Consider the following 19711-nt stretch of genomic DNA (forward strand, 5'->3'; position numbering starts at 1 on the left):
GGTCAGGGGCGGCGGGCCACCACGTCGATCTCGACCAGGATGTTCATCAGGTCCGAGCCGACCGTCGTGCGCACCGGGTACGGCGCGGTGAAGTACTCGCGGTAGACCTCGTCGTAGCCGGCGAAGTCGCGCTTGAGGTGCTCCAGGTGGGTCGTCACCTTCACCACGTGGCTGAAGTCGAGGCCGGCCTCGGCCAGCACGGCCTTGAGGTTGTCCAGGACCTGGCGGGTCTGGGTCGCCACGTCGTCGCCGACGGTCGCCCCGGTGGCCGGGTCGATCGGGCCCATGCCCGCGGTGTAGACGAAGTCGCCGGCGTCGATGCCCTGCGAGTACGTGCCACCGGGCTTGGGCGCGGCGTCGGTGCGGATTTCCTTGTGGGCCATGGTGGTTCGCTTCCTTGATCGGTTTCTCGGGTGTTCCGGACGGTATGTGTGCCGAGGGTTCAGCGGGCGACCGCGTCGTCCTGTTGGAGCAGCCGCAGTTCGTCCCGGCGGGGCAGTCCCTCCCAGTCGCCGGGCACGGTGACCGCGAACGCGCCGGCCGCGGCGGCGGTGGCCACCCGGGCCGCCACCGTCCCGCCCTCGACCAGCTCGGCGAGGTAGCCGGCGGCGAACGCGTCGCCCGCGCCCACCGGGTCGACCGCGTGTACCCGGTGCAGCGGCACCTCGTGCACGCGGCCGTCGACGATCGCGACGGCGCCGCGCGAACCCTGCTTGAGCAGCACCTGGGTGGGGCCGAGCGCGCCGAGTTCGCGGGCGAGGTCGAGCACCGGGGTGTGCGCCGGCGCCTTGAGCACGAGGCGGGCCTCGTCCTCCGTGGCGAACAGGATGTCCGCGCCGGCGGCCAGTGCCCGCAACTCGGTGGCCGCGTCCTCCGCCGACCACAGCGCCTGCCGGTAGTTCAGGTCGAGCGAGACCGGTACGCCGGCCGCGTTCGCCTCGGCCACGGCCGCGCGCACCGCCGCACGCGCGGTCGCCGACAGTGCGGGCGTGATGCCGGTGACGTGCAGGATCCGGGCGGAGCGCACCAGCGCGGGGTCCACGTCCTCGGGACAGAGCCGGGAACCGGCGCTGCCCGCGCGGTAGTAGCGCACGTCGGTGGCCGCGCTGGTCCGCCGGGCCTTGACCATCAGCCCGGTGGGCGCGTCCGGGTCGACCACCGCGCCGCGCGTGTCCAGCCCTTCGCCGCCGAGCACGGCCAGTACGAGCCGGCCGAACTCGTCGTCACCGACCCGACCGATCCAGGCGGCCCGCCCGCCCAGTCGGGTGATCCCGATCGCCAGGTTGGTCTCGGCCCCGCCGGTGGCGACGTCGAGCGTGCGGGCGTGCCGCAGCGGGCCGATGTGCGGCGCGGTGAGCAGCACCATGGTCTCGCCGAGCGTGACCACGTCCGGGGCTTCCCGGGGTTCGGCGGTCATGATGTCCTCTCGCCTGATTCGCGTCGTCGGTGGCATCGGATTCGGGCTCGCCCCGGGATCGGGTCGGGTCGGTCCGGATCGGTTCGAGTTCGGGTCGGTTCGGGTCGGGCGGCGGATCCGGGGCCGGGGACCCGGAGTTCGCGCCCCCGGCTCAGAAGTGGGTGTTCAGCACGTCCACGACGCGGTGGTCGTCGTCCACCACCGGCACCGCGCGCCACTTGTCGAAGGCCGTACAGGGGTGCGAGATCCCCAGGCAGACCAGCTCCCCCGGGATCATCGTGCTGTCGCCGAGGTCGACGTACGCGTGCTGGTCGTCGAGCTTGACCACGCGTGCCGGCCCCGCTTCGCGCAGTGTCCCGTCCAGCGCGCGCACCCGCAACGGGATCGGCAGGTCCTGGTCGAAGGGCACGTCGCGACGACCCGCGCCGAGCACGGCCAGACCAGGCTCGGGCGCGGAGACCACCTGCGCCCACACCTCCAGGGCACCCGCGAGCGAGCCCTCCTCGGGGTGCCGCACGAACGGGGTCACCCGCGCGTACAGGCCGTCGTCGTGCGAGACGTAGGCACCGCTGCGCAGGATGATCGTGCGGTCCGGGAGCGGCTTGCCGTCCGGCGCGAGCACGTCCACGACCGCGTCGAACCACGCGCTGCCGCCCGCCGAGACGATCGGCGTGCCCGGCACCAGGTCGGCGATCCCGTCGGCCAGGGCGGCCAGTTCGCGCAACCACCCGGACACCGCCGCGGCGTCGGGCAGGCCGCCCTCGTAGCCGGCCACGCCCGCCACGGTCAGCCCCGGCACCTCGGCCGCGGCCCGGGCCAGCGCGACGCCCTCGGCGATGCCGCGGCAGCCGGTCCGCCCACCCGTGCGGCCCAGTTCGATCAGTACCGACAACTTCCCGCCGGGCACCGCCGCCAGCGCCCGGGCGGCCACCTGCACACCCGCCCGCGAGTCCACGTAGAACAGCAGGTCGGGCCGGGTCGCGGCCCAGCGCAGCACCTTCTCGTCCAGCACCTCGTTGGCCAGCAGGATCCGCGGCACCTTGAACCGGTGCGCGGCCAGCGCCTGGTTCGCGGTCGCCACGGTGATCCCCCAGGCGCCCGCGGCCAGTTGCTCCGCGAACAGCTCGGGCGACATGGTGGTCTTGCCGTGCGGTGCGAACAACACGCCGTGGCGGGTGGTGTATTCGGCCATCGTGGCCACGTTCGCGATCAGCGCGGACTTGCGCGCGACCATCACCGGCCACGTGAACGGGCCGTCGAACAGGCTGTGTTCGGCGGCGCCGAGTTCGTCGTCGGTGAGTTCCTCATACGGCAGCCAGGTGCCTTTGGTGTACGAGTCGAGGATCATCGGGTCGCTCCCAGGGTGCGCGATACACGGAGGGCGGCCGCCGCGACCGCGGGTCCCAGCTCGCGGACCCGCGCGGCGGTGACGCGGGACGTGAGACCGGAGACCGACAGGGCCCCGACCACGACGTCGTTGTGATCGAAGATAGGCGCTGCCACGCAGCGCACCTCGGGCTCGTTCTCCCGGTCGTCCACCGAGTAGCCCCGGTTGCGGATCCGGGCCAGTTCGGTGCGCAGCAGCACCGGATCGGTGAGGGTGCGGGCGGTGACGATGGGCAGGCCCGCGTCCACCACCTGGGCGAACACGTCCTCGGGCAGCCAGGCCAGCATCGCCTTGCCGACGGCCGTGCAGTACATCGGCGCGCGGCTGCCGATCCGCGAGGCCATCCGCACGGCGGTCTCGTTCTCGACCTTGTCGATGTAGACGATGTGCGGCGCGTCCGGCACGCACAGGTGCACGGTGCCGCCGGCCTCGCGCATGAGCCGGTGCGCCTCCTCCGCGGCGGCGGTGCGCAGGTCGATGCCGGCCAGGTACGCCTGGCCGAGCGCGAGCGCGCCGGGGCCGAGCCGGAAGTGGCCGTGCCGGCGGTCGCGGGCGAGCAGCCCGGTGTCCAGGAGCGGCTGGGCCAGGCGCAGCACGGTGCTCTTGGACAGGCCGAGCGCGTCGGCGAGTTCGGTCAGGTTCAGACCCTCGGCGCCGGCGTGGTCGCGGACCTGTTCCAGGACGGCGAGGGCGCGGCGCAGGGATGCCGACTGGTTGCGCGGCGGTGTCGGCAGGCCCTCGGCGCGCGATCCGGCTCGGGTCTCGCCGCGCGATTCGCCGGGCGCCGCGTCGGCGCCGCGCTCGTGCTCGTGGGTGTTCACTGGCATGTCCTCAGGACGGCCCGACCGGGCGCCCGGGCGTGTGACCCGTCAGGGCTCCGGACGAGAGTACGGGGACTCCGGCCACCAGCACGTCGTCGATGCCGGCGGCGGGTCGGCGGGCGTCGCCGTAGTCGGCGAGGTCGGCCACCCGGGTCGGGTCGATCACGGCGATGTCGGCGGCCAGGCCGACCCGGAGCAGGCCCCGGTCGTTCAGCCCGAAGCGGCGGGCCGGGTGCGACGCGAGGTGCACCGCGGCCTGCTCCCAGGTCCAGTCGCCGAGTTCGACCACGTGCCGGGCGAGCAGTCGGGCGAATGCGCCCCAGCCGCGCGGGTGCGGGCTGCCGCCGATGTAGATGCCGTCCGAGCCGCCGATGTGCGCGGGGTGGCGCAGCAGCGCGCGGACCGACTCGTCGCTGTTGGTCGGCGGCTGGTCGAACACGGCGCTCGCCACCAGGTCGGTGGCGATCAGCAGGTCGGCACAGAACTCGGCCGGGCTCGCGCCGACCTCGGCGGCGGCATCCACGAGTCGCCGGCCCTCGGCCCAGCGGAAGTCGGCGGCGGGCACGTGGGCGAGGGTGATCCGGGGCCACAGGGCCGGGTCCACCTCGTCGGCCAGGAGCCGTCGGGTGGCCGGTCGGGCCAGCGCGGCGACCACCTTGTCGGGGTCGGGATCGTCCAGCGCGCGCGGCAGCGCGACCATCGCCAGGATGCTGCAGCCGCGCAGGTAGGGGTACGCGTCGTAGGTGAGGTCCAGGCCCTCGGCCCGGGCCGCGTCCACCATCGCGATCAGTTCCTCGGCCGGGCCGTGGTAGTGCGAGACGTGGGTGGCCACCCCGGCCGCGCGGGCCACGTCGAGCATTTCGCGCATGGCCGGGCCGGCGGCGGCCTCGTAGCCGCGCATGTGCGAGACGTGCGGCAGGCCGCGGGCCGCGACCGGGGCGAGCAGGGCGGCGAGCTCGGCGGTGTCGGCGTAGCGGCCGGGCACGTACTCCAGGCCGGTGGACAACCCGCACGCGCCCTCGTCCAGGCCCTGTTCGACCGCCTTGGTCATCGCGGCCAGTTCGGCGGCGTCCGCGGCGCGTGCGGTGGGGCCGAGTGCGCTGTGCCGGACGGTGCCGTGCGGGACGAGGTAGGCGGTGTTCACCGCGGTGGTGCGGTCGTAGCTCGCGAGCAGGTCGGCGACCGAGACCGGGCCCTCGCCCAGGCCGGGGTGGGTGCCGTTGATCGCGGCGAAGTAGCGGGTGACGTAGGCCAGCGCGGCGGGGGTCGCCGGGGCGTAGGACAGGCCGTCCTGGCCGAGCACGAAGGTGGTCACGCCCTGGCGCAGGGCGGCGAGCTGGACCTCGGGGTCGAGCACGGCGGCGTCCCCGTGCACGTGGGCGTCGACGAAGCCGGGCGCCACGTACCGGCCGCTCGCGTCGAGCTCGGTGTGGGCCCGTGCGCCGTCCAGTCGGCCGATCGCGGCGATCCTCTCGCCGGTGATCGCGACGTCGGCCCGGAAGGCGGGTGCGCCGGTGCCGTCGAGCACCTGCCCGCCGCGCAGCAGTACGTCGTACATGCGCGCCCTCCCTACCCTTCGTGTCCGCTCGTATTCGCCGGTCTCCGCCCGGTTTCCCCGGGGGGCGGTGTGTCTCGTCGACCGCCGGGTGCGGCGGCCGCCGGGTCGACCGAGCACGGACGTTACGTGTCCGTGAGCGCCCGGTGCCACTTTCGCAGCACACAGTTTTGCAGTGCACAACGTTCGCCGGGACGCCTTGTCGGAACGCGGCGCCGCTTTCTAACGTCCCGCTCACGCCGCACCGGATGTTTCCCCCTTGCGGCCCGTTCGTGTCGATTGATGCAGACGTCCAGACGTACAGGCCGACCCTCGGGTCGCGGGATCACCCGCGATCGCTCCGGCCTGCCTCGCCGCAGGAGGAATTGTCGTGAAGATCCGGAGTTTGGCCGCCGTCGCAGTGGCCGGCATCGCGCTGGCGGCGTGCGCGCCGGGCACGGCGTCCAAGTCGAAGTCCGCCGACGAACAGACCGGCACGCTCAAAGTGTGGCTGTACGACGAGGCGAACCGCGCGCCCAAGGAAAAGGTCGTCAACGCGGCCGTCGCCGACTTCAAGGCCGCGCACCCGAAGGTGAACGTCGAGATCGGCTACATACCGACCGACGCGGGCCCGCGCGCGGAGAAGATGAAGGGCGCGTTCAACGACCCGAACAGCGCGCCGGACGTGGTCGAGTTCGGCAATACCGACCTGTTCGGCTACGTCGCGGCCGGCGGTCTCGCGGACATCTCCGCCGACCTGGGCAACTGGTCCGAGGCGGGCGACCTGCCCAAGGACCTCAAGGACACCACGCTGGTCGACGGCAAGACCTACGGTCTGCCGTGGTGGCTGGGCCTGCGCTCGCTGTACTACCGCACGGACGTGTTCACCGAGCTCGGCATCAAGCCGCCGACCTCGTACGCCGAGCTGGTCGAGGCCGCGAAGAAGGTGCGTGCGGCCAAGCCGGACATGCTCGGCATCGCGGTCGGCGGCAAGTACACCTTCGGCGGCCTGCCGTTCCTGTGGGCGGGCGGCGGCGACATCGCCACCCAGCAGGGCGGCAAGTACGTCTCCACGATCGACTCGGCGCAGTCGCAGGCGGGCGTCAAGGCGTACACCGACCTGTTCGCCAAGGACATCTGTCCGCCGCAGCAGTGCGCCGACCTGACCGGCGGCAAGACGGTGGAGGCCTTCGCGGCCGGCACCGCCGGCATGGCGATCCTGCCCAACTCCTCGCGCAGTGCGGTCGAGGCGGGCGTGGCCAAGGGCAAGTACGCGGTCGTCCCGCTGCCGGGCAACACCCCGGGTTCGATCGCGCCCGCCTTCTCCGGGGGCAACGACCTCGGCGTGATGAAGTCCTCGCAGCACCGCTCGCTCGCGGTCGACTTCATGAAGATCCTGGGCGGCAAGAAGTACCAGCTCCAGATGTTCGACGCGATGGGCAACCTGCCCACGCTCGCCTCGGCACGTGGTGACGTGGTCGCCAGGGACCCGTGGCTCAAGCCGTTCGTCGACACCCTGAACGCGGGCACCAAGTTCGTGCCCAAGGACGCCGCGTGGGCCAAGATCGACTCGCAGTCCGTGGTGCCGACCATGTTCCAGAAGGTGGTCACCGGCAAGTCCGACGTCTCGGGTGCGACGGGCGAGGCCAAGACCGCGATCGACAACGCGTTCGCCGGGAAGTAGCACGGTGACCACGACCACCACGCCCGCGCGGGCGGACCGGCCGGCCTCGGCCGCGGTCCGCCCGCGCGGCGGCGCGAACAAGACCAAGACCGGGCGGCGCCGTTCGTGGATGCCGTTCTGGCTGCTGCTGCCGTCCGCGGTCATCCTGATCCCGCTGTTCGGCTACCCGCTCTACCAGCTCGGCCTGCTCTCCTTCCTCGAGTTCGGTCAGCCGCAGGCGTCGGCGGGCGAGGTCGCCGAGTTCGTCGGTTTCGACAACTACTCGACCCTGCTGGGCGACGACCAGTTCTGGGACGTGTTGCTCCAGACCGTGATCTTCGCGGCGGCCTGCGTCGTGGCCACCCTCGCGGTGGGCGCGGCACTCGCGGTGTTGCTGACCCGGGTCGGCAAGTGGCCGAGGCTGCTGCTGCTGTTCGCCGCGCTGGGCGCGTGGGCGGCTCCGGCGATGACCGGCTCGACGGTGTGGATGTTCCTGTTCGACACCAACCTGGGCCTGGTCAACGAGGTTCTGGGCATGCAGGGCCACAACTGGTTCTACGAGAAGTGGTCCGCGTTCGCGCTGGTCGGCGTCGTGGTCGTGTGGCACTCGTTCCCGTTCGTGATGATCTCGCTGTACGCGGGCATCGAATCGATCCCGGTCTCGGTGCTGGAGGCGGCCCGCCTGGACGGCGCGTCCACGTGGACCACCTTCCGGCACGTGATGTTGCCGATCCTGCGGCCGATCCTGACCATCGTGGTGATCCAGTCGATCATCTGGGACTTCAAGGTCTTCACCCAGATCTACGTGATGACCGGGGGCGGCGGCATCGCCGGCCAGAACCTGGTCCTCAACGTGTACGCGTACCAGAAGGCGTTCGCGTCCTCGGACTACAGCCTGGGCGCGGCGATCGGCGTGCTGATGACGCTGATCCTGCTCGTGGTCACGGTCTTCTACATCCGCGCGCTGCGTCGCTCCGGGGAGGAGCTGTGAGCACTGTGTCCGCCTCTTCGCCCGCTTCCTCGGGGGCCGGCCCCGGCGCCGGAAGCGCGTCCGTCTCGAAGCCTGTGGCCGCCGCCACCGGTCGTCCGGCCGGGATCCGTCGCAGCCGGGGCAACCGGAAGGTGTCCCGGCGGATCGCCAACACCACCGCGATCGTGATCGCGCTGCTGACCGTGTTCCCGCTGTACTGGATGGTGCTCTCCGCGCTCAAGCCGGACGGTGAGATCAACTCGGTCGATCCGCGGCCGTGGACGTGGCATCCGACGCTGGACAACTTCCGCGACGCCTTCGGCGTCAGCGGATTCGGCGGCTACTTCCTCAACAGCCTGATCGTGGCGACCGTGGTGGTCGTGCTCTCCGGCCTGGTCTCGTTCCTGGCCGCGGTGGCGCTGACCCGGTTCCACTTCAAGTTCCGCACCACGATCCTGGTGATGTTCCTGGTCGCCCAGATGGTGCCGGTCGAGGCGCTGACCATCCCGCTGTTCTTCCTGGTCCGCGACATCGGCTCGGTCGCGCCCGGGTTCGGGCTCAGCACGCTCGGCTCGCTGATGCTGGTCAACCTGGCCTTCTCGCTGCCGTTCGCGATCTGGATGTTGCGCGGCTTCGTCAAGGCGATCCCGGAATCGCTGGAGGAGGCCGCCCGGATCGACGGCGCGAACCGGTTCACCATCCTGTGGCGGATCCTGTTCCCGCTGGTGGCGCCCGGGCTCGCGGCCACGTCGGTGTTCTCGTTCATCACCGCGTGGAACGACTTCGTGTTCGCGAAGACGTTCATCCTGGACACCGACCACCAGACGTTGCCGGCGGCGCTGATGGTGTTCTTCAAGCCGGACGAGAACGACTGGGGCGGCATCATGGCCGCGTCCACCCTGATGACCATCCCGGTCCTGATCTTCTTCGTGCTGGTACAGCGGCACCTGGTCTCGGGGCTCGGCGGAGCGGTGAAGGACTGATTCCCTGATGACCACCTCCTCCTCGTCCTCGTTGTCCTCGGCGGCGGCGGTGTCCGTGGTGCCGCGGCCGGCTCGGGTCGTCCCGGGGGCGGGCGCGTTCGTGCTGACGGCGGCCACGGGGGTGACCCATGCGCCGGAGCTGGCCGCCGAGGCCGCGTGGCTGCGCGGCGCGCTCGGACCGGCGACCGGATGCCTCCTGGCTCCCGGTCCGGGCATCACGCTGCTGCTCGATCCGGACGCGCTGCCGGCCGAGGGGTATCGGTTGGAGGTCACCACCTCGGCGGTCGAACTGCGCGGCGGCTCGGCGGCCGGGGTGTTCGCCGGCCTGCAGACGCTGCGCCAACTGCTGCCGGCGGACGCGTTCCGGCGCGCGCGGGTGCGCACGGCCGAGTGGTCGCTGCCGGTGTGCGTGATCGAGGACGAGCCGGCCTTCGGCTGGCGCGGCGTGATGCTGGACGTGGCCCGGCACTTCCTGCCCAAGCAGGACGTGCTGCGCTTCGTGGACCTGATGGCGGTGCACCGGTTGAACGTGCTGCACCTGCATCTGACCGACGACCAGGGCTGGCGGATCGAGGTGCCGGGGTGGCCCCGGCTGACCTCGGTGGGCGCGTGGCGCACGGGCAGCATGCGCGGATCGCGGCAACACGAGACGTTCGACGAGCGACCGCACGGCGGCTACTACACGGGCGACGACCTGCGCGAGATCGTCGCGTACGCGGCCGATCGGCACATCACCGTGGTGCCCGAGATCGACCTGCCGGCGCACGTGCAGGCGGCGGTGGCGGCCTACCCGTCGCTCGGCGCGGTGCCGGTGGAGGGGGTGCGCACCCGGTGGGGCGGGTTGTCCGACGGGGTGCTCGCGCCGACCGAGGAGGCGCTGGGCTTCTGCCGCGACGTACTGGCCGAGGTGTGCGCGATCTTCCCGTCCCGGTATGTGTGCGTGGGCGGCGACGAGGTGCCGACCGGGCCGTGGGAGCGGATGGGTCATCCCGACCCGGGCTCGCTCGGCGGCTGGTTCGTGGCCGAGTTGGCCGGGATGCTGGCCGCGCACGAGCGGGTGCTGTTCGGCTGGGACGAGGTGTTGGCGGGCGGCGCGGCGGTGCCCTCGGACGCGCTGATCGGCGGCTGGCGCGGCGAGCACGGCACGATCGCGGCGGCCCGGGCCGGGTTCGACGTGGTGGCGTGTCCGGACACCTCGGTGTACCTCGACTACCGCCAGGGCGAGGGCGCGGACGAGCCGATTCCGGTCGGGCCGCTGCTGACTCTGGCGGACGTGTACGCGTTCCGGCCGGTGCCGTCGGCGTTGTCCGCCGAGGATGGCGCGCGGGTGCTGGGCGGGCAGGCGCAGATCTGGACCGAGCACATGGACTCGGTGCGGCGGATCGACTACATGGCCTTTCCGAGGTTGTGCGCGTTCGCGGAGGCGGTGTGGTCGGGGTCGGGGCCGTCGTCGGAGCCGGAGCCGGAGTCGGGGTCCGGGTCCGGGTCCGGGTCCGGGTCGGGTGATTTCGCCGAGTTCGTGGCGCGGTTGACGTCGGGGCATCTGGCTCGGCTGGACGCGCTGGGCGTGGAGTACCGGCCGTTGCGCGGGCCGCATCCGTGGCAGACCCGACCGGACGCCGCGGGGTGGCCGCGGGAGCGGGCGGACCGCGAGGCGGAGTTGCTGGAGTTGACGAGGGACATCCGGGGCGCGGTCGGGGTGGACGGCGGGGAGTGAGTGGAGGTCGGCGGGGTGGCGGGCGCACTCCCGGCCGGGGTGACGGGCGGTCGGCGGGGGTGACGGGCGCGCGGGTGACGGGCGGTCGGCGGTTGTGACGGGCGCGCCGCGGGGGTGGGGATCGGCCGCCCGTACCGAAGACATCTGACGCCATGTCAGTTACCGTCGGCCGGTCCTGCATTGCCTGCTTCATTGCCTGCTTCGCGGAGGCCGCCGGCCGGCCGTGCCGCGGGGCCGCTCCGTCGAGAGGTCGGGAGGCCACCCTTCATGCCGTCCGGTTACCACGCGATTCCGAATCTGATCGGGCTGTACGCCGAGCGCATCGACGCCGGCGACTACGTGGGCGTGGGCGAGTTGTTCGCACACGCGGTGATCACCTCCGAGGGCCAGGATACGGAGGTGGCCGGCGCGGCGGGTGCACGCGCGATGTTCGAGGGGTGGACGCGCCGCTATCCCGACAACGGCACACCGCATACCCGGCACGTGACCACGAACCTGGTCCTGGATGTGGACGACGAGGCGGGCACCGGCACGTGCCGCAGCTACGTGACTGTCTTCCAGCCCCTGCCCGACTTCCCCCTCCAGCCGATCTTCACCGGCCGCTACCACGACACCTTCGAACGGGCCGACGGAACATGGCGGTTCACCCGACGCCACATGATCACCGACTACGTCGGAAACCTGACCCACCACCTGAACCACCCGCTCTAGAAAGCAAACCGCCGCCCCCCCACGGCCCGACCGGCCCATCCCCGCCCCCGGCGAGTGCGGCGGCCGGGCTCGTGGGGCTCGGCCGCCGGCCCCCGCTTCCCGGACCTCGCGGATTCGTCGTCGTCCGTGCGGTGGGCCCGGCGGCTTCGGCGGGGGTTGCCCGGTCGGGCGGTGGTGGGTAGGGGTCGGCTCCAATCGCGTGTCGGCCGCCGGATGGTCGGGGCTCGCTCGGCTACTCGAAGGTGACGCCTTCCGGGGGAACGTCGACTCGGCTGTCGTCGTCGAGGATCGGGACGCCGAGGCGTTCGTGGGCGATCCGCTGGGCGGCGAGTGCCTGCGTCAGACGCGCTTGGTAGCCGTCCCCGAGGAGTTCGGCGGCCCGGCGTGGGGTGACCAGGACGCGGCTCCACGACCAGCCCGTGGCCGGGTCGGGGGCGAGCGGGCCGAGTGCGGCGATCCGCGCGGCGCTGCGGGACCTGACGTCGCCGCCGTCCGGGTCGGACAGATAGCCCACGTGGGTGGTCTTCCCGAGCACCGCGTTGGCCTCCTCCGCGACCTCGCGCGCCAGCGTCGCCGGCGCGTCCGCGTCCTCGGGCTCGGCACCGCCGCCGGGCAGCGCGTACCCGCCGTCCGGGTCACCGACCAGCAGGACCCGCCCCTCGGGATCGAACAGCCACCCCGCCGCCCGACTCACCGGAGTGCCGGCCGGAATCGGCTCGTCCTCGTGCCACACCCGCTTCTTCGCCGGCCGGTACTCGCGCCCGTCGACCATGTACAGACAGGCCCCCGACACGTACGCCTCCAACGCCACCGAGACCCGCCGCCGCGTCCGCCCCGGGAAGCGCGGCAGCGCCTGGTCGGGGGTGAGCACGTACACCGCGTCCAGTTCCGCATCGGCCGGGGCCAGCGCCGCGACCTGCTCGTCGGTCAGCGTCGGCCCGTCGAAGAGGAAATCCAATACGACCCGCCCCCACGTCCCGGACGTCGTCGCGGACACCGCGAGCAGCCGACCGACGGTGAGTTCGAGGCCCAACTCCTCCCGCAGCTCACGTCCGGCGGCCTCGTGCGGGGCCTCCCCCGGCTCGGCCATCCCGCCGGGCAGATCCAGGCCGGGCTTGTAGTTGGGCTCCACCACCACGAGCCCGCCGTGCCGATCCCGCAGCAGCACCGAGGCGCCCACCAGTACTCCCGGCAGGGTCGCGCAATAGTCGATCAGCTCCTGCGATACCGGTTCGTCGTCACCGCTCACGCTCATTCGCTCCCCCGTACATCCGCCGGCAGTCGTGGTCCCATCCTGGCCGACCGGTCGGACGCACGGGATGCGCGGCCCGACAACCCGCAACCTCCCGCGCCCCGGCACACACCTACGAGGGCCGTCCACCACCCGCCCCGCACACCCGAGTCCACGCAACAAAAAACGGCCCCCGACCAAAACCTCTGGTCGGAAGCCGTCTTTCACGGTGTGGCGGGTGTTGGGTTCGAACCAACGTAGGCATACACCGGCAGATTTACAGTCTGCTCCCTTTGGCCACTCGGGCAACCCGCCGTGTGCGCCTTGCGGCGCGACGGGACAACAATAGCGGACCACCCGGGGTGCTTCGCCACTCGGTATCCGATCGGGTGGGTGGCGCGCGGTCGGAGTCGGGGTCGTGGGGGACGCTCTAGGCTGGAGGGGTTGCCTTCCCTCCCACTCAGTTCCCACAGAAAGCGATTCCGAGCCTTGGCTGACTCCTCTTTCGACATCGTGTCCAAGGTCGACCGTCAGGAGGTCGACAACGCGCTGAACCAGACCTCGAAGGAGATCGCGCAGCGGTTCGACTTCAAGAACGTCGGCGCGCACATCGGCTGGACCGGCGAGCAGATCGAGATGCGCGCCAACTCCGAGGAGCGTGTGAACGCGATCCTCGACGTGTTCCAGGGCAAGCTGATCAAGCGCAGCATCTCGCTCAAGTCGCTCGACGCCGGTGAGCCGAAGGCGTCCGGCAAGGAGTACAAGATCTTCGCGTCGATCCAGGAGGGGATCTCCCAGGAGAACGCGAAGAAGGTCTCCAAGATCATCCGCGACGAGGGGCCCAAGGGCGTCAAGGCGCAGATCCAGGGCGAGGAGCTGCGGGTCTCGTCCAAGAACCGGGACGACCTCCAGGAGGTCATCGCGTTGCTCAAGGGCAAGGACCTGGACTTCGCGCTCCAGTTCGTGAACTACCGCTGACCGAGGCCGTCGGCCTGCGGTCACGCGCGGCGGCGCGGCGGCGGCAGGCTCGGGGGTACCCGGGTTCGAGGGCACAGCGAGGACGGATCGCCGGCGACGGTGGTTCAGGGTCCTCGCTGTGCCCTTCATGTATGTCGCGGGCATGCCGCTGTCCGGCTGTGCATGCCGCGTTCCGCCGCCCGGCCGCGATGGCCACCGGCGGCCACCGGCGGCGGCCGCTCCCGAGGACGGCCGGGCCCGCGACCGGCCGCGTACCCACGAGCACACGGTCGGCCGATCACCGGGCGGGCCCTACTGCTGCACCCGCTCCACCAGCGGCCCGCAGGCGTCGATGGTCGGGGTGTCGGCGCCGGTCAGGGCTGCGGACAGGCGGGTGGGCACTGTGTCCTCCTCCAGGCGGCCGGTGAAGCCCGCGTGCAGGACGCGGAGGGCGTCCTCGTAGGCGAACGGGGCCAGGTGGGCACCGGTGGAGAGTTGTTCCCGGGCGATCGCGAACATGGTCAGGGCGTGTCGGCGGAAGCGGGCCACGCGGCCGGTGGGCGGCACGGGCCAGCGGGCGACGATCGTTCGGTAGGTGTCCTCGTACCGACCCAGCGAGTCGAGTTGGGCCGCCGCGCCGCCGGACAGCCGCGAGTCGACGGGTTCCCGGTGGTAGACCACGCCGGGCTGGGACAACCGGGCGAACGACCAGCCCCGGTCGTGCACCAGGCGCAGCCACAACGACCAGTCGACCAGGAGCGGCAATTCGGGGTCGAAGCGGAACCAGGACGCGGGCGCGGTGTGCGCGGGATTGCGCGCGACCACGGCGGTGGTGGGTACGAAGTTGGCCACCGAGAGCATGTCCGGGTCGTAGGGGAAGTCGTAGTGGTACGGGCTGCCCGGCGTCTCACCCGGCTTCGCCCGGTCGCCGCTGAGGATGCAGTCCGCGTAGATCGCGTCCGAGCCGGTGTTCTCCAGCGCGGCCAGGGCCCGGTCCAGGTGGCCGGGCAGGTACATGTCGTCGTCGTCGAGGAAGGCGACGAATCGCCCGGTGGCGATCTCCAGGCCGGCGTTGCGCGCCGCCGCCGGGCCGCGCGAGCGCGGGAAGGAGAGCAGCCGCACGGTCATCCCCCGGACGCCCAGCGGCAGCACACCCGCGACGTCCGCGCCGCCGTCGTTGACCACGACGACCTCGATGTCCCGCATGCCCTGGAGGGCGACGCTGCGCAGGGCATCGGCCAGCAGGGCCGTGCGGTCGCGGGTCGGAACGATGACACTGACCGTCGCCGCCACGGCAACCTCCGCGCTTCCCGGTGTGGGGTCTGCTTCCCGGTATGGGGTGTAGTGCCTCTACCCGGGCCTACCGGGACATATCGACACACCGGGGGCGCGGCTACAGCGGTTGGCTCGGGTCTCCCTCGTACGAGATCACGCGATTGGCCTGTCCGGGTCCAGCGGCCGCCCGAGCGGCCGTGATCCGACCGGTCGGCACCTCGACCGGCGAGCATCCCGACCGGCCGGCACACCGACCGGCCGGCACCGAGCCCGTCGACCCGTCCGTCTGGCTCAGACGCCCACGTGCATCGGGTCGTCGGTCGAGACGATCTCCCGGCCCAGCGGGGTGAGCGAGACCGGGATGAGCTTGAAGTTCGCCAGCCCCAGCGGGATGCCGATGATGGTGATGCACAGGATCAGGCCGGTGACCAGGTGCGCGAGCGCCAGCCACCAGCCGAACAGCACGATCCACAGGATGTTGCCGAGCATCGACCCGGCGCCCGCGTCGCGCCGCCACTCCACTCGGCGGCCGAACGGCCACAGGGCGTAGACCGCGATCCGCCACGACGCGATGCCCAGCGGGATGGTCACGACGAGGAAGAACAACAGGAAGCAGACGATGCCGGCGATGGCGTAGCCGATGGCCAGCCACAGGCCGGAGAACACGAGCCAAATGATGTTCAGGACAGTTTTCACGGACTTGTTCTACCCCGCCCCGGGCCCGCTGACGTCCCCCGCAGGACTGACTGCGAGAGCAGAACCCACCTGGCCGAACCCCGCCGCTCCCGACGCGCCGGGCCGAAACGCGCCGGCCGACCCGAGCCGCACGCACCGCCCGGAGCCGGACCGCCCCGCCCCCGACCGACCCCGAGCCTCAGTGCCCCGCCATCGCCTCGAGCCGGGCGATCCGATCCGCCATCGGCGGGTGCGTCGAGAACAGCTTGCTCATCCCGCCCGCGCCGCGCCGGAACGGGTTGGCGATCATCAGCGAGCTCGTGGTCTGCAACTTCGGCTCCGGCGGCAGCGGCAGCGCCTGGGTGCCCGCGTCCAGCTTGCGCAGCGCGCTCGCCAACGCCATCGGGTCGCCGGTGAGCCGGGCCCCGGAGGCGTCCGCCTGGTATTCACGCGAACGACTGACCGCCAACTGGATGACACTCGCCGCCAACGGCCCCAGGATCATGATCGCCAGCATGCCGAACAGACCCGGACCCTCGTCGTCGTTGCTGCGGCCGAACGGGATCAGCCACGCGAAGTTGACCAGGAACATGATCACGCTGGCCAGCGCACCGGCCACCGACGAGATCAGGATGTCCCGGTTGTAGACGTGCGACAGCTCGTGTCCGATCACCCCGCGCAGTTCGCGCGCGTCCAGGATGCGCAGGATGCCGGTCGTGCAGCACACCGCCGCGTTGCGCGGGTTGCGGCCGGTGGCGAACGCGTTGGGGGCCTCGGTGGGCGAGATGTACAGGCGCGGCATCGGCTGCCGGGCGTCGTTGGAGAGCTCGCGCACGATCCGGTACAGCTCGGGGTTCTCCGCCTCGCTGACCGGGCGCGCGCGCATCGAGCGCAGCGCGATCTTGTCGCTGTTGAAGTAGGCATAGCCGTTCGTGGCCAGGGCCACGAACAGGGCGATGATCAACCCGGTCCGACCGAAGAAGCTGCCGACGACCAGGATGAGCGCCGACATGCCGCCGAGCAGTACGGCGGTCTTCAGTCCGTTGTGCTGGCCGTGCACGGCAGAGTCCTCTCGCAAGCGTCCCAGGGGTGACAATGCGGGCCCGTGCGGGGTATCCGCCGGGTTGTCGCCCTCTGCCCGTTGTCTCTTCTTTCGCAACGGGACAACGCCTCGCAGAGTTCCCTCCCGGAGCGGGCGTAACCCCCCGCCGCGAGCCCCGCCCCGGGACCGGAACCGCAGGTCAGCCGAGCAGACCCGGCACGGTGAGCACGTGCAGCACCACCTGGGGAGCGACCGAGAGCAGCACCCCGAGTGCCCCGGTGAGCACCAGCGCGGCAACCACCGGAACCGGTGTCCGGGCGGCGCCGAGGAGCCCGCCGTCCGGGCCGGACGCGCCGCCGGACGGGCTCGGCAGCCCCGGCACGGCGGGAGCGAACAGCTGCGCGGTCCAGGCCAGGTAGTAGTACAGGGCGATCACCACGTTGACCGCCATCACCACCGCCAGCCAGCCGGTGCCGGAGTCGATCACCGCCTGGAACACGGTCACCTTCGCGAACAGTCCGGCCAGACCCGGCGGGATGCCGGCCAGGCACAGCAGGAAGAACGCCATCGCCGCGGCGCCGACCGGACGCGAGCGGAACAGCGCGCGGTGATCCGAGACCAGGCCTCCGCGCTCGCGCGTCACCAGGGTCACCACCGCGAACGCGCCCAGGTTCATCACCGCGTACACCGCGAGGTAGGCGACCGACGCCGGCAGCGTGTCGGCCAGGTCCTCGCCGTGCCCGGCGGCGGTCCCGAACGGGACCAGCACGTAACCCGACTGGGCGATCGAGGACCACGCCAACAGGCGCACCGCGTCGGTCTGTCGCAGTGCCGCCACGTTGCCGGCGGTCATCGTCACGGCGGCGAGCACCGCGAGCGCCGGACCCCAGATGTGCGCATACGGCCGGAACGCGATGCCGGCGACCAGCAGCAGTCCGGCGAATCCGGCGGTCTTGGAGACCACGGAAAGGTAGGCGGCGACCGGGATCGGCGCGCCGCGATAGGTGTCCGGCACCCAGAAGTGGAACGGCACCGCCGCGACCTTGAACGCGAATCCGACCATGGTCAGCACCGCACCGGTCGCGGCCACCGTGGTCAACCGCGGGTCCAGGTGCTCCAGGTCGCCCGCGATCCTGGCCAGGTGCACGCTGCCGGTGCTCCCGTAGACCAGGCTCACGCCGAACAACATCACCGCCGTGGCGGCCACGGACAGCAGGAAGAACTTCAGTGCGGCCTCGCCGCCCGGGCCGTCCCGACGCAGGCCCACCAGCGCGAACGCGGGCAGCGACAACGTCTCCAGGGCGACCACCAGGGTCAGCAGGTCACGCGCGCCGGCCAGGGCGACCGCGCCGGTCACCGAGGACAGCAGCAGGAACTGGTACTCACCGCCGGGCACCTCGCTCTCGTCGCTCTCCTCGCCGCCCTCGGTCGGCCCGGTCCTCGGCACCGACAACATCGGCATCGACAACAGCACGACCACGACCGCCGAGCCGAGCAGCACCAGCTGGAGCACCAGGGTCAGGTCGGTGACCACGTACGAGCACCCCGACGGCGAGCAGAACGTGCCGCGCGCCTCGGAGTCGTCCGTGCGCAGCGGCACCAACAGCACCAGCGCCGTGCCGAGTCCGGCCAGCGTGAGCCAGGGCAGCACGGCCTTGCGCGGGCCCTCCAGGAACAGGTCCGCGAGCAGCACCACGAGCGCGGCGACCGCGACGGCGACCACCGGCCCGATCGCGAGCCAGTCGATCGACTGGACGTCGAACGGCATGTCAGCTGCCTCCCATGAGGGCGCGCACGGCCGGGTCGGTGATCGCGAGCACGGTGGCCGGCCACAGTCCGGCGAGCAGGGTCAGCGCGACGAGCGGGGTCCACACCACGACTTCGCGGCCGGTCACGTCGACCTCCGGGCGACCTGTCGGGGCCTCGCCCGCAGGGCCCATGCACAACCGGCGGACCAGGCCGAGCATGTAGGCCGCGGTCAGCACGGTGCCCAGGCCGGCCAGGACCAGGAAGGTCCGGTAGCCGCCGGTGGACAACCCGGCCGCGGGCTCGTACGCGCCGTACATCGCGAGCAGTTCGCCCCAGAAGCCGGCCAGCCCGGGCAGCCCGAGTCCGGCCACCGCGCCGAACGCGACGAGCGCGCCGAGTCGGGGTGTGCGTCCGTACATCCCGCCGCCGAGTCGGCCGAGCAGGGCGGTGCCGTGTCGGTCCTTGACCGCGCCGGCCAGGAAGAACAGCAGGCCGGTGATCAGGCCGTGGCCGATGTTGACGAACAGCGCGCCGTTGATGCCCTGGGGGGTCAGCGTCGCGATGCCCAGGAGGGCGAAGCCCATGTGGCCCACCGAGGAGTAGGCGATGATGCGCTTGAGGTCGCCGTCCGGGTCGCGCAGCAGCGCCAGGCACACCAGCGAGCCGTACACGATGCCGACCACGCCGAACGCGGCCAGATACGGCGCGAACGTCTCGGCGCCCTCCGGCAACATCGGCACCGCGATCCGAATCAGGCCGTACGTGCCCATCTTGAGCAGTACGCCGGCCAGCAGCACGGAGCCGGCCGTCGGCGCGGCGGTGTGCGCGTCCGGCAGCCAGGTGTGCAGCGGCCACATCGGCACCTTGACCGCCAGGCCCAGGCCGATCGCCAGGAACGCCAGCACCTGGACGCCGTGCGACATGCCCGCGCCGTGCCGGTCGGCGAGTTCGACCATGTCGAAGGTGCCGGTCTTCGCCTGGATCAGCAGGAAGCCGAGCAGCATCACGGCCGAGCCGAGCAGGGTGTACAGGATGAACTTGTACGAGGCCGGGCCGCGTTCGCCCGGACTCCCCCAGCGGTTGATGAGGAAGTACATCGGGACCAGTACGACCTCGAAGAAAAGGAAGAACAGGATCAGGTCGAGCGCCGCGAAGGTGCCCAGCGTGCCGGTCTCCAGGAGCAGGAACAGCGCGACGAACGCGCGGGAGTCGCCGCCGGGCGGAATGTTCCACAGGCTGTGCACGGCGACCAGCAGCGTGAGCAGCGCGGTGAGCAGCAGCAGCGGCAGCGAGATGCCGTCGATGCCGAGGTGGAAGCGCAGGCCCAGCGAGGGCGCCCAGGACGCGTCGGTCTCGAACTGCATCCCGCGTCCGCGGTCGAAGCCGCACGCGAGCGCCACGGCACCGACCAGGGTCGCCGCGCTCGCGCCGACGCCGACCAGCCGGGCCGTGCGGTCCGTGATCCCGGGCAGCAGGAGCAGGGCGGCGCCGAGCAGCGGCACGGCCACGACGAGGATCAGCACGACGCTCACCGCAAGGTCTCCTGGGCATGAGAGGGCGTCGGGGGCGACATGCGACG

The 19711-nt window shown here is 71.8% G+C and carries 17 protein-coding genes and 1 tRNA gene; 6 read left to right on the forward strand and 12 right to left on the reverse strand.

What is annotated here, in order from left to right; all coding sequences use genetic code 11:
* Positions 1–2: 2 nt before the first annotated feature.
* The 5 genes from ACFZBU_RS22695 to ACFZBU_RS22715 form a co-directional block, all read right to left on the reverse strand.
* Positions 3–383 carry a RidA family protein gene (locus ACFZBU_RS22695; RefSeq protein ID WP_020549267.1) on the reverse strand — a complete coding sequence of 127 codons (381 nt, stop codon included), beginning with the start codon at positions 381–383 and terminating at the stop codon, positions 3–5.
* 59 nt (positions 384–442) lie between these two features.
* Entirely contained in the window at positions 443–1417 is a 975-nt protein-coding gene (locus tag ACFZBU_RS22700; protein ID WP_391585418.1) for a sugar kinase, read from the reverse strand.
* Between the two features lie 151 nt (positions 1418–1568).
* Positions 1569–2765 carry an alanine racemase gene (locus tag ACFZBU_RS22705; protein WP_391585419.1) on the reverse strand — a complete coding sequence of 399 codons (1197 nt, stop codon included), beginning with the start codon at positions 2763–2765 and terminating at the stop codon, positions 1569–1571.
* Positions 2762–3625, reverse strand: a complete 864-nt coding sequence (locus ACFZBU_RS22710; protein WP_391585420.1) for an IclR family transcriptional regulator — start codon at positions 3623–3625, stop codon at positions 2762–2764. Before ACFZBU_RS22710 ends, ACFZBU_RS22705 begins: the two co-directional genes overlap by 4 nt.
* Positions 3626–3635: 10 nt before the next feature.
* The gene (locus tag ACFZBU_RS22715) at positions 3636–5183 is read right to left on the reverse strand and encodes an amidohydrolase family protein (RefSeq protein ID WP_391585421.1); all 1548 of its coding nucleotides are present in this window, start codon (positions 5181–5183) and stop codon (positions 3636–3638) included.
* 367 nt (positions 5184–5550) lie between these two features.
* On the opposite strand from ACFZBU_RS22715, the gene ACFZBU_RS22720 reads away from it, so the two are divergent.
* From ACFZBU_RS22720 to ACFZBU_RS22740, 5 genes are all read left to right on the forward strand, one after another.
* A complete protein-coding gene (locus ACFZBU_RS22720) occupies positions 5551–6843 on the forward strand; it encodes an extracellular solute-binding protein (protein WP_391585422.1) in 1293 nt (430 codons plus the stop codon).
* Between the two features lie 4 nt (positions 6844–6847).
* Positions 6848–7813 (forward strand): carbohydrate ABC transporter permease, encoded by a 966-nt coding sequence (locus ACFZBU_RS22725; RefSeq protein ID WP_391585423.1) that lies wholly within the window; start codon positions 6848–6850, stop codon positions 7811–7813.
* Between the two features lie 131 nt (positions 7814–7944).
* Positions 7945–8775: a carbohydrate ABC transporter permease gene (locus ACFZBU_RS22730; RefSeq protein ID WP_391585531.1), complete on the forward strand. Its 831-nt coding sequence runs from the start codon at positions 7945–7947 to the stop codon at positions 8773–8775.
* A 7-nt stretch (positions 8776–8782) separates the two neighbouring features.
* Complete coding sequence (locus tag ACFZBU_RS22735; RefSeq protein ID WP_391585424.1) at positions 8783–10492, forward strand: beta-N-acetylhexosaminidase; 1710 nt, start codon at positions 8783–8785, stop codon at positions 10490–10492.
* A gap of 267 nt (positions 10493–10759) precedes the next feature.
* On the forward strand, positions 10760–11203 hold the full coding sequence (locus ACFZBU_RS22740) for a nuclear transport factor 2 family protein (RefSeq protein WP_391585425.1): 444 nt from the start codon (positions 10760–10762) through the stop codon (positions 11201–11203).
* 232 nt (positions 11204–11435) lie between these two features.
* On the opposite strand, the gene ACFZBU_RS22745 is transcribed toward ACFZBU_RS22740, so the two are convergent.
* A complete protein-coding gene (locus ACFZBU_RS22745; RefSeq protein ID WP_391585426.1) occupies positions 11436–12452 on the reverse strand; it encodes an NUDIX hydrolase in 1017 nt (338 codons plus the stop codon).
* Between the two features lie 214 nt (positions 12453–12666).
* Positions 12667–12749 (reverse strand) — tRNA-Tyr (locus ACFZBU_RS22750).
* A gap of 174 nt (positions 12750–12923) precedes the next feature.
* Here ACFZBU_RS22750 and ACFZBU_RS22755 point away from each other — a divergent pair.
* Complete coding sequence (locus tag ACFZBU_RS22755; protein WP_026217952.1) at positions 12924–13412, forward strand: YajQ family cyclic di-GMP-binding protein; 489 nt, start codon at positions 12924–12926, stop codon at positions 13410–13412.
* A gap of 291 nt (positions 13413–13703) precedes the next feature.
* Here the strand turns inward: ACFZBU_RS22755 and ACFZBU_RS22760 are convergent, their stop codons facing one another.
* From ACFZBU_RS22760 to ACFZBU_RS22780, 5 genes are all read right to left on the reverse strand, one after another.
* Positions 13704–14684, reverse strand: coding sequence for a glycosyltransferase family 2 protein (locus ACFZBU_RS22760; RefSeq protein WP_391585427.1), 981 nt, complete (start codon positions 14682–14684; stop codon positions 13704–13706).
* A gap of 273 nt (positions 14685–14957) precedes the next feature.
* The gene (locus ACFZBU_RS22765; RefSeq protein ID WP_391585428.1) at positions 14958–15362 is read right to left on the reverse strand and encodes a YccF domain-containing protein; all 405 of its coding nucleotides are present in this window, start codon (positions 15360–15362) and stop codon (positions 14958–14960) included.
* Positions 15363–15540: 178 nt separating this feature from the next.
* Positions 15541–16401, reverse strand: a complete 861-nt coding sequence (gene htpX / locus ACFZBU_RS22770) for a zinc metalloprotease HtpX (RefSeq protein ID WP_391585429.1) — start codon at positions 16399–16401, stop codon at positions 15541–15543.
* A gap of 181 nt (positions 16402–16582) precedes the next feature.
* Positions 16583–18151 (reverse strand): NADH-quinone oxidoreductase subunit N, encoded by a 1569-nt coding sequence (locus ACFZBU_RS22775; protein ID WP_391585430.1) that lies wholly within the window; start codon positions 18149–18151, stop codon positions 16583–16585.
* Between the two features lies 1 nt (position 18152).
* Positions 18153–19664: a NuoM family protein gene (locus ACFZBU_RS22780; RefSeq protein WP_391585431.1), complete on the reverse strand. Its 1512-nt coding sequence runs from the start codon at positions 19662–19664 to the stop codon at positions 18153–18155.
* Between the last annotated feature and the right edge of the window lie 47 nt (positions 19665–19711).

The sequence above is a fragment of the Embleya sp. NPDC008237 genome (genome assembly GCF_042956465.1).
In the GTDB taxonomy this organism is placed as follows: Bacteria; Actinomycetota; Actinomycetes; order Streptomycetales; family Streptomycetaceae; genus Embleya.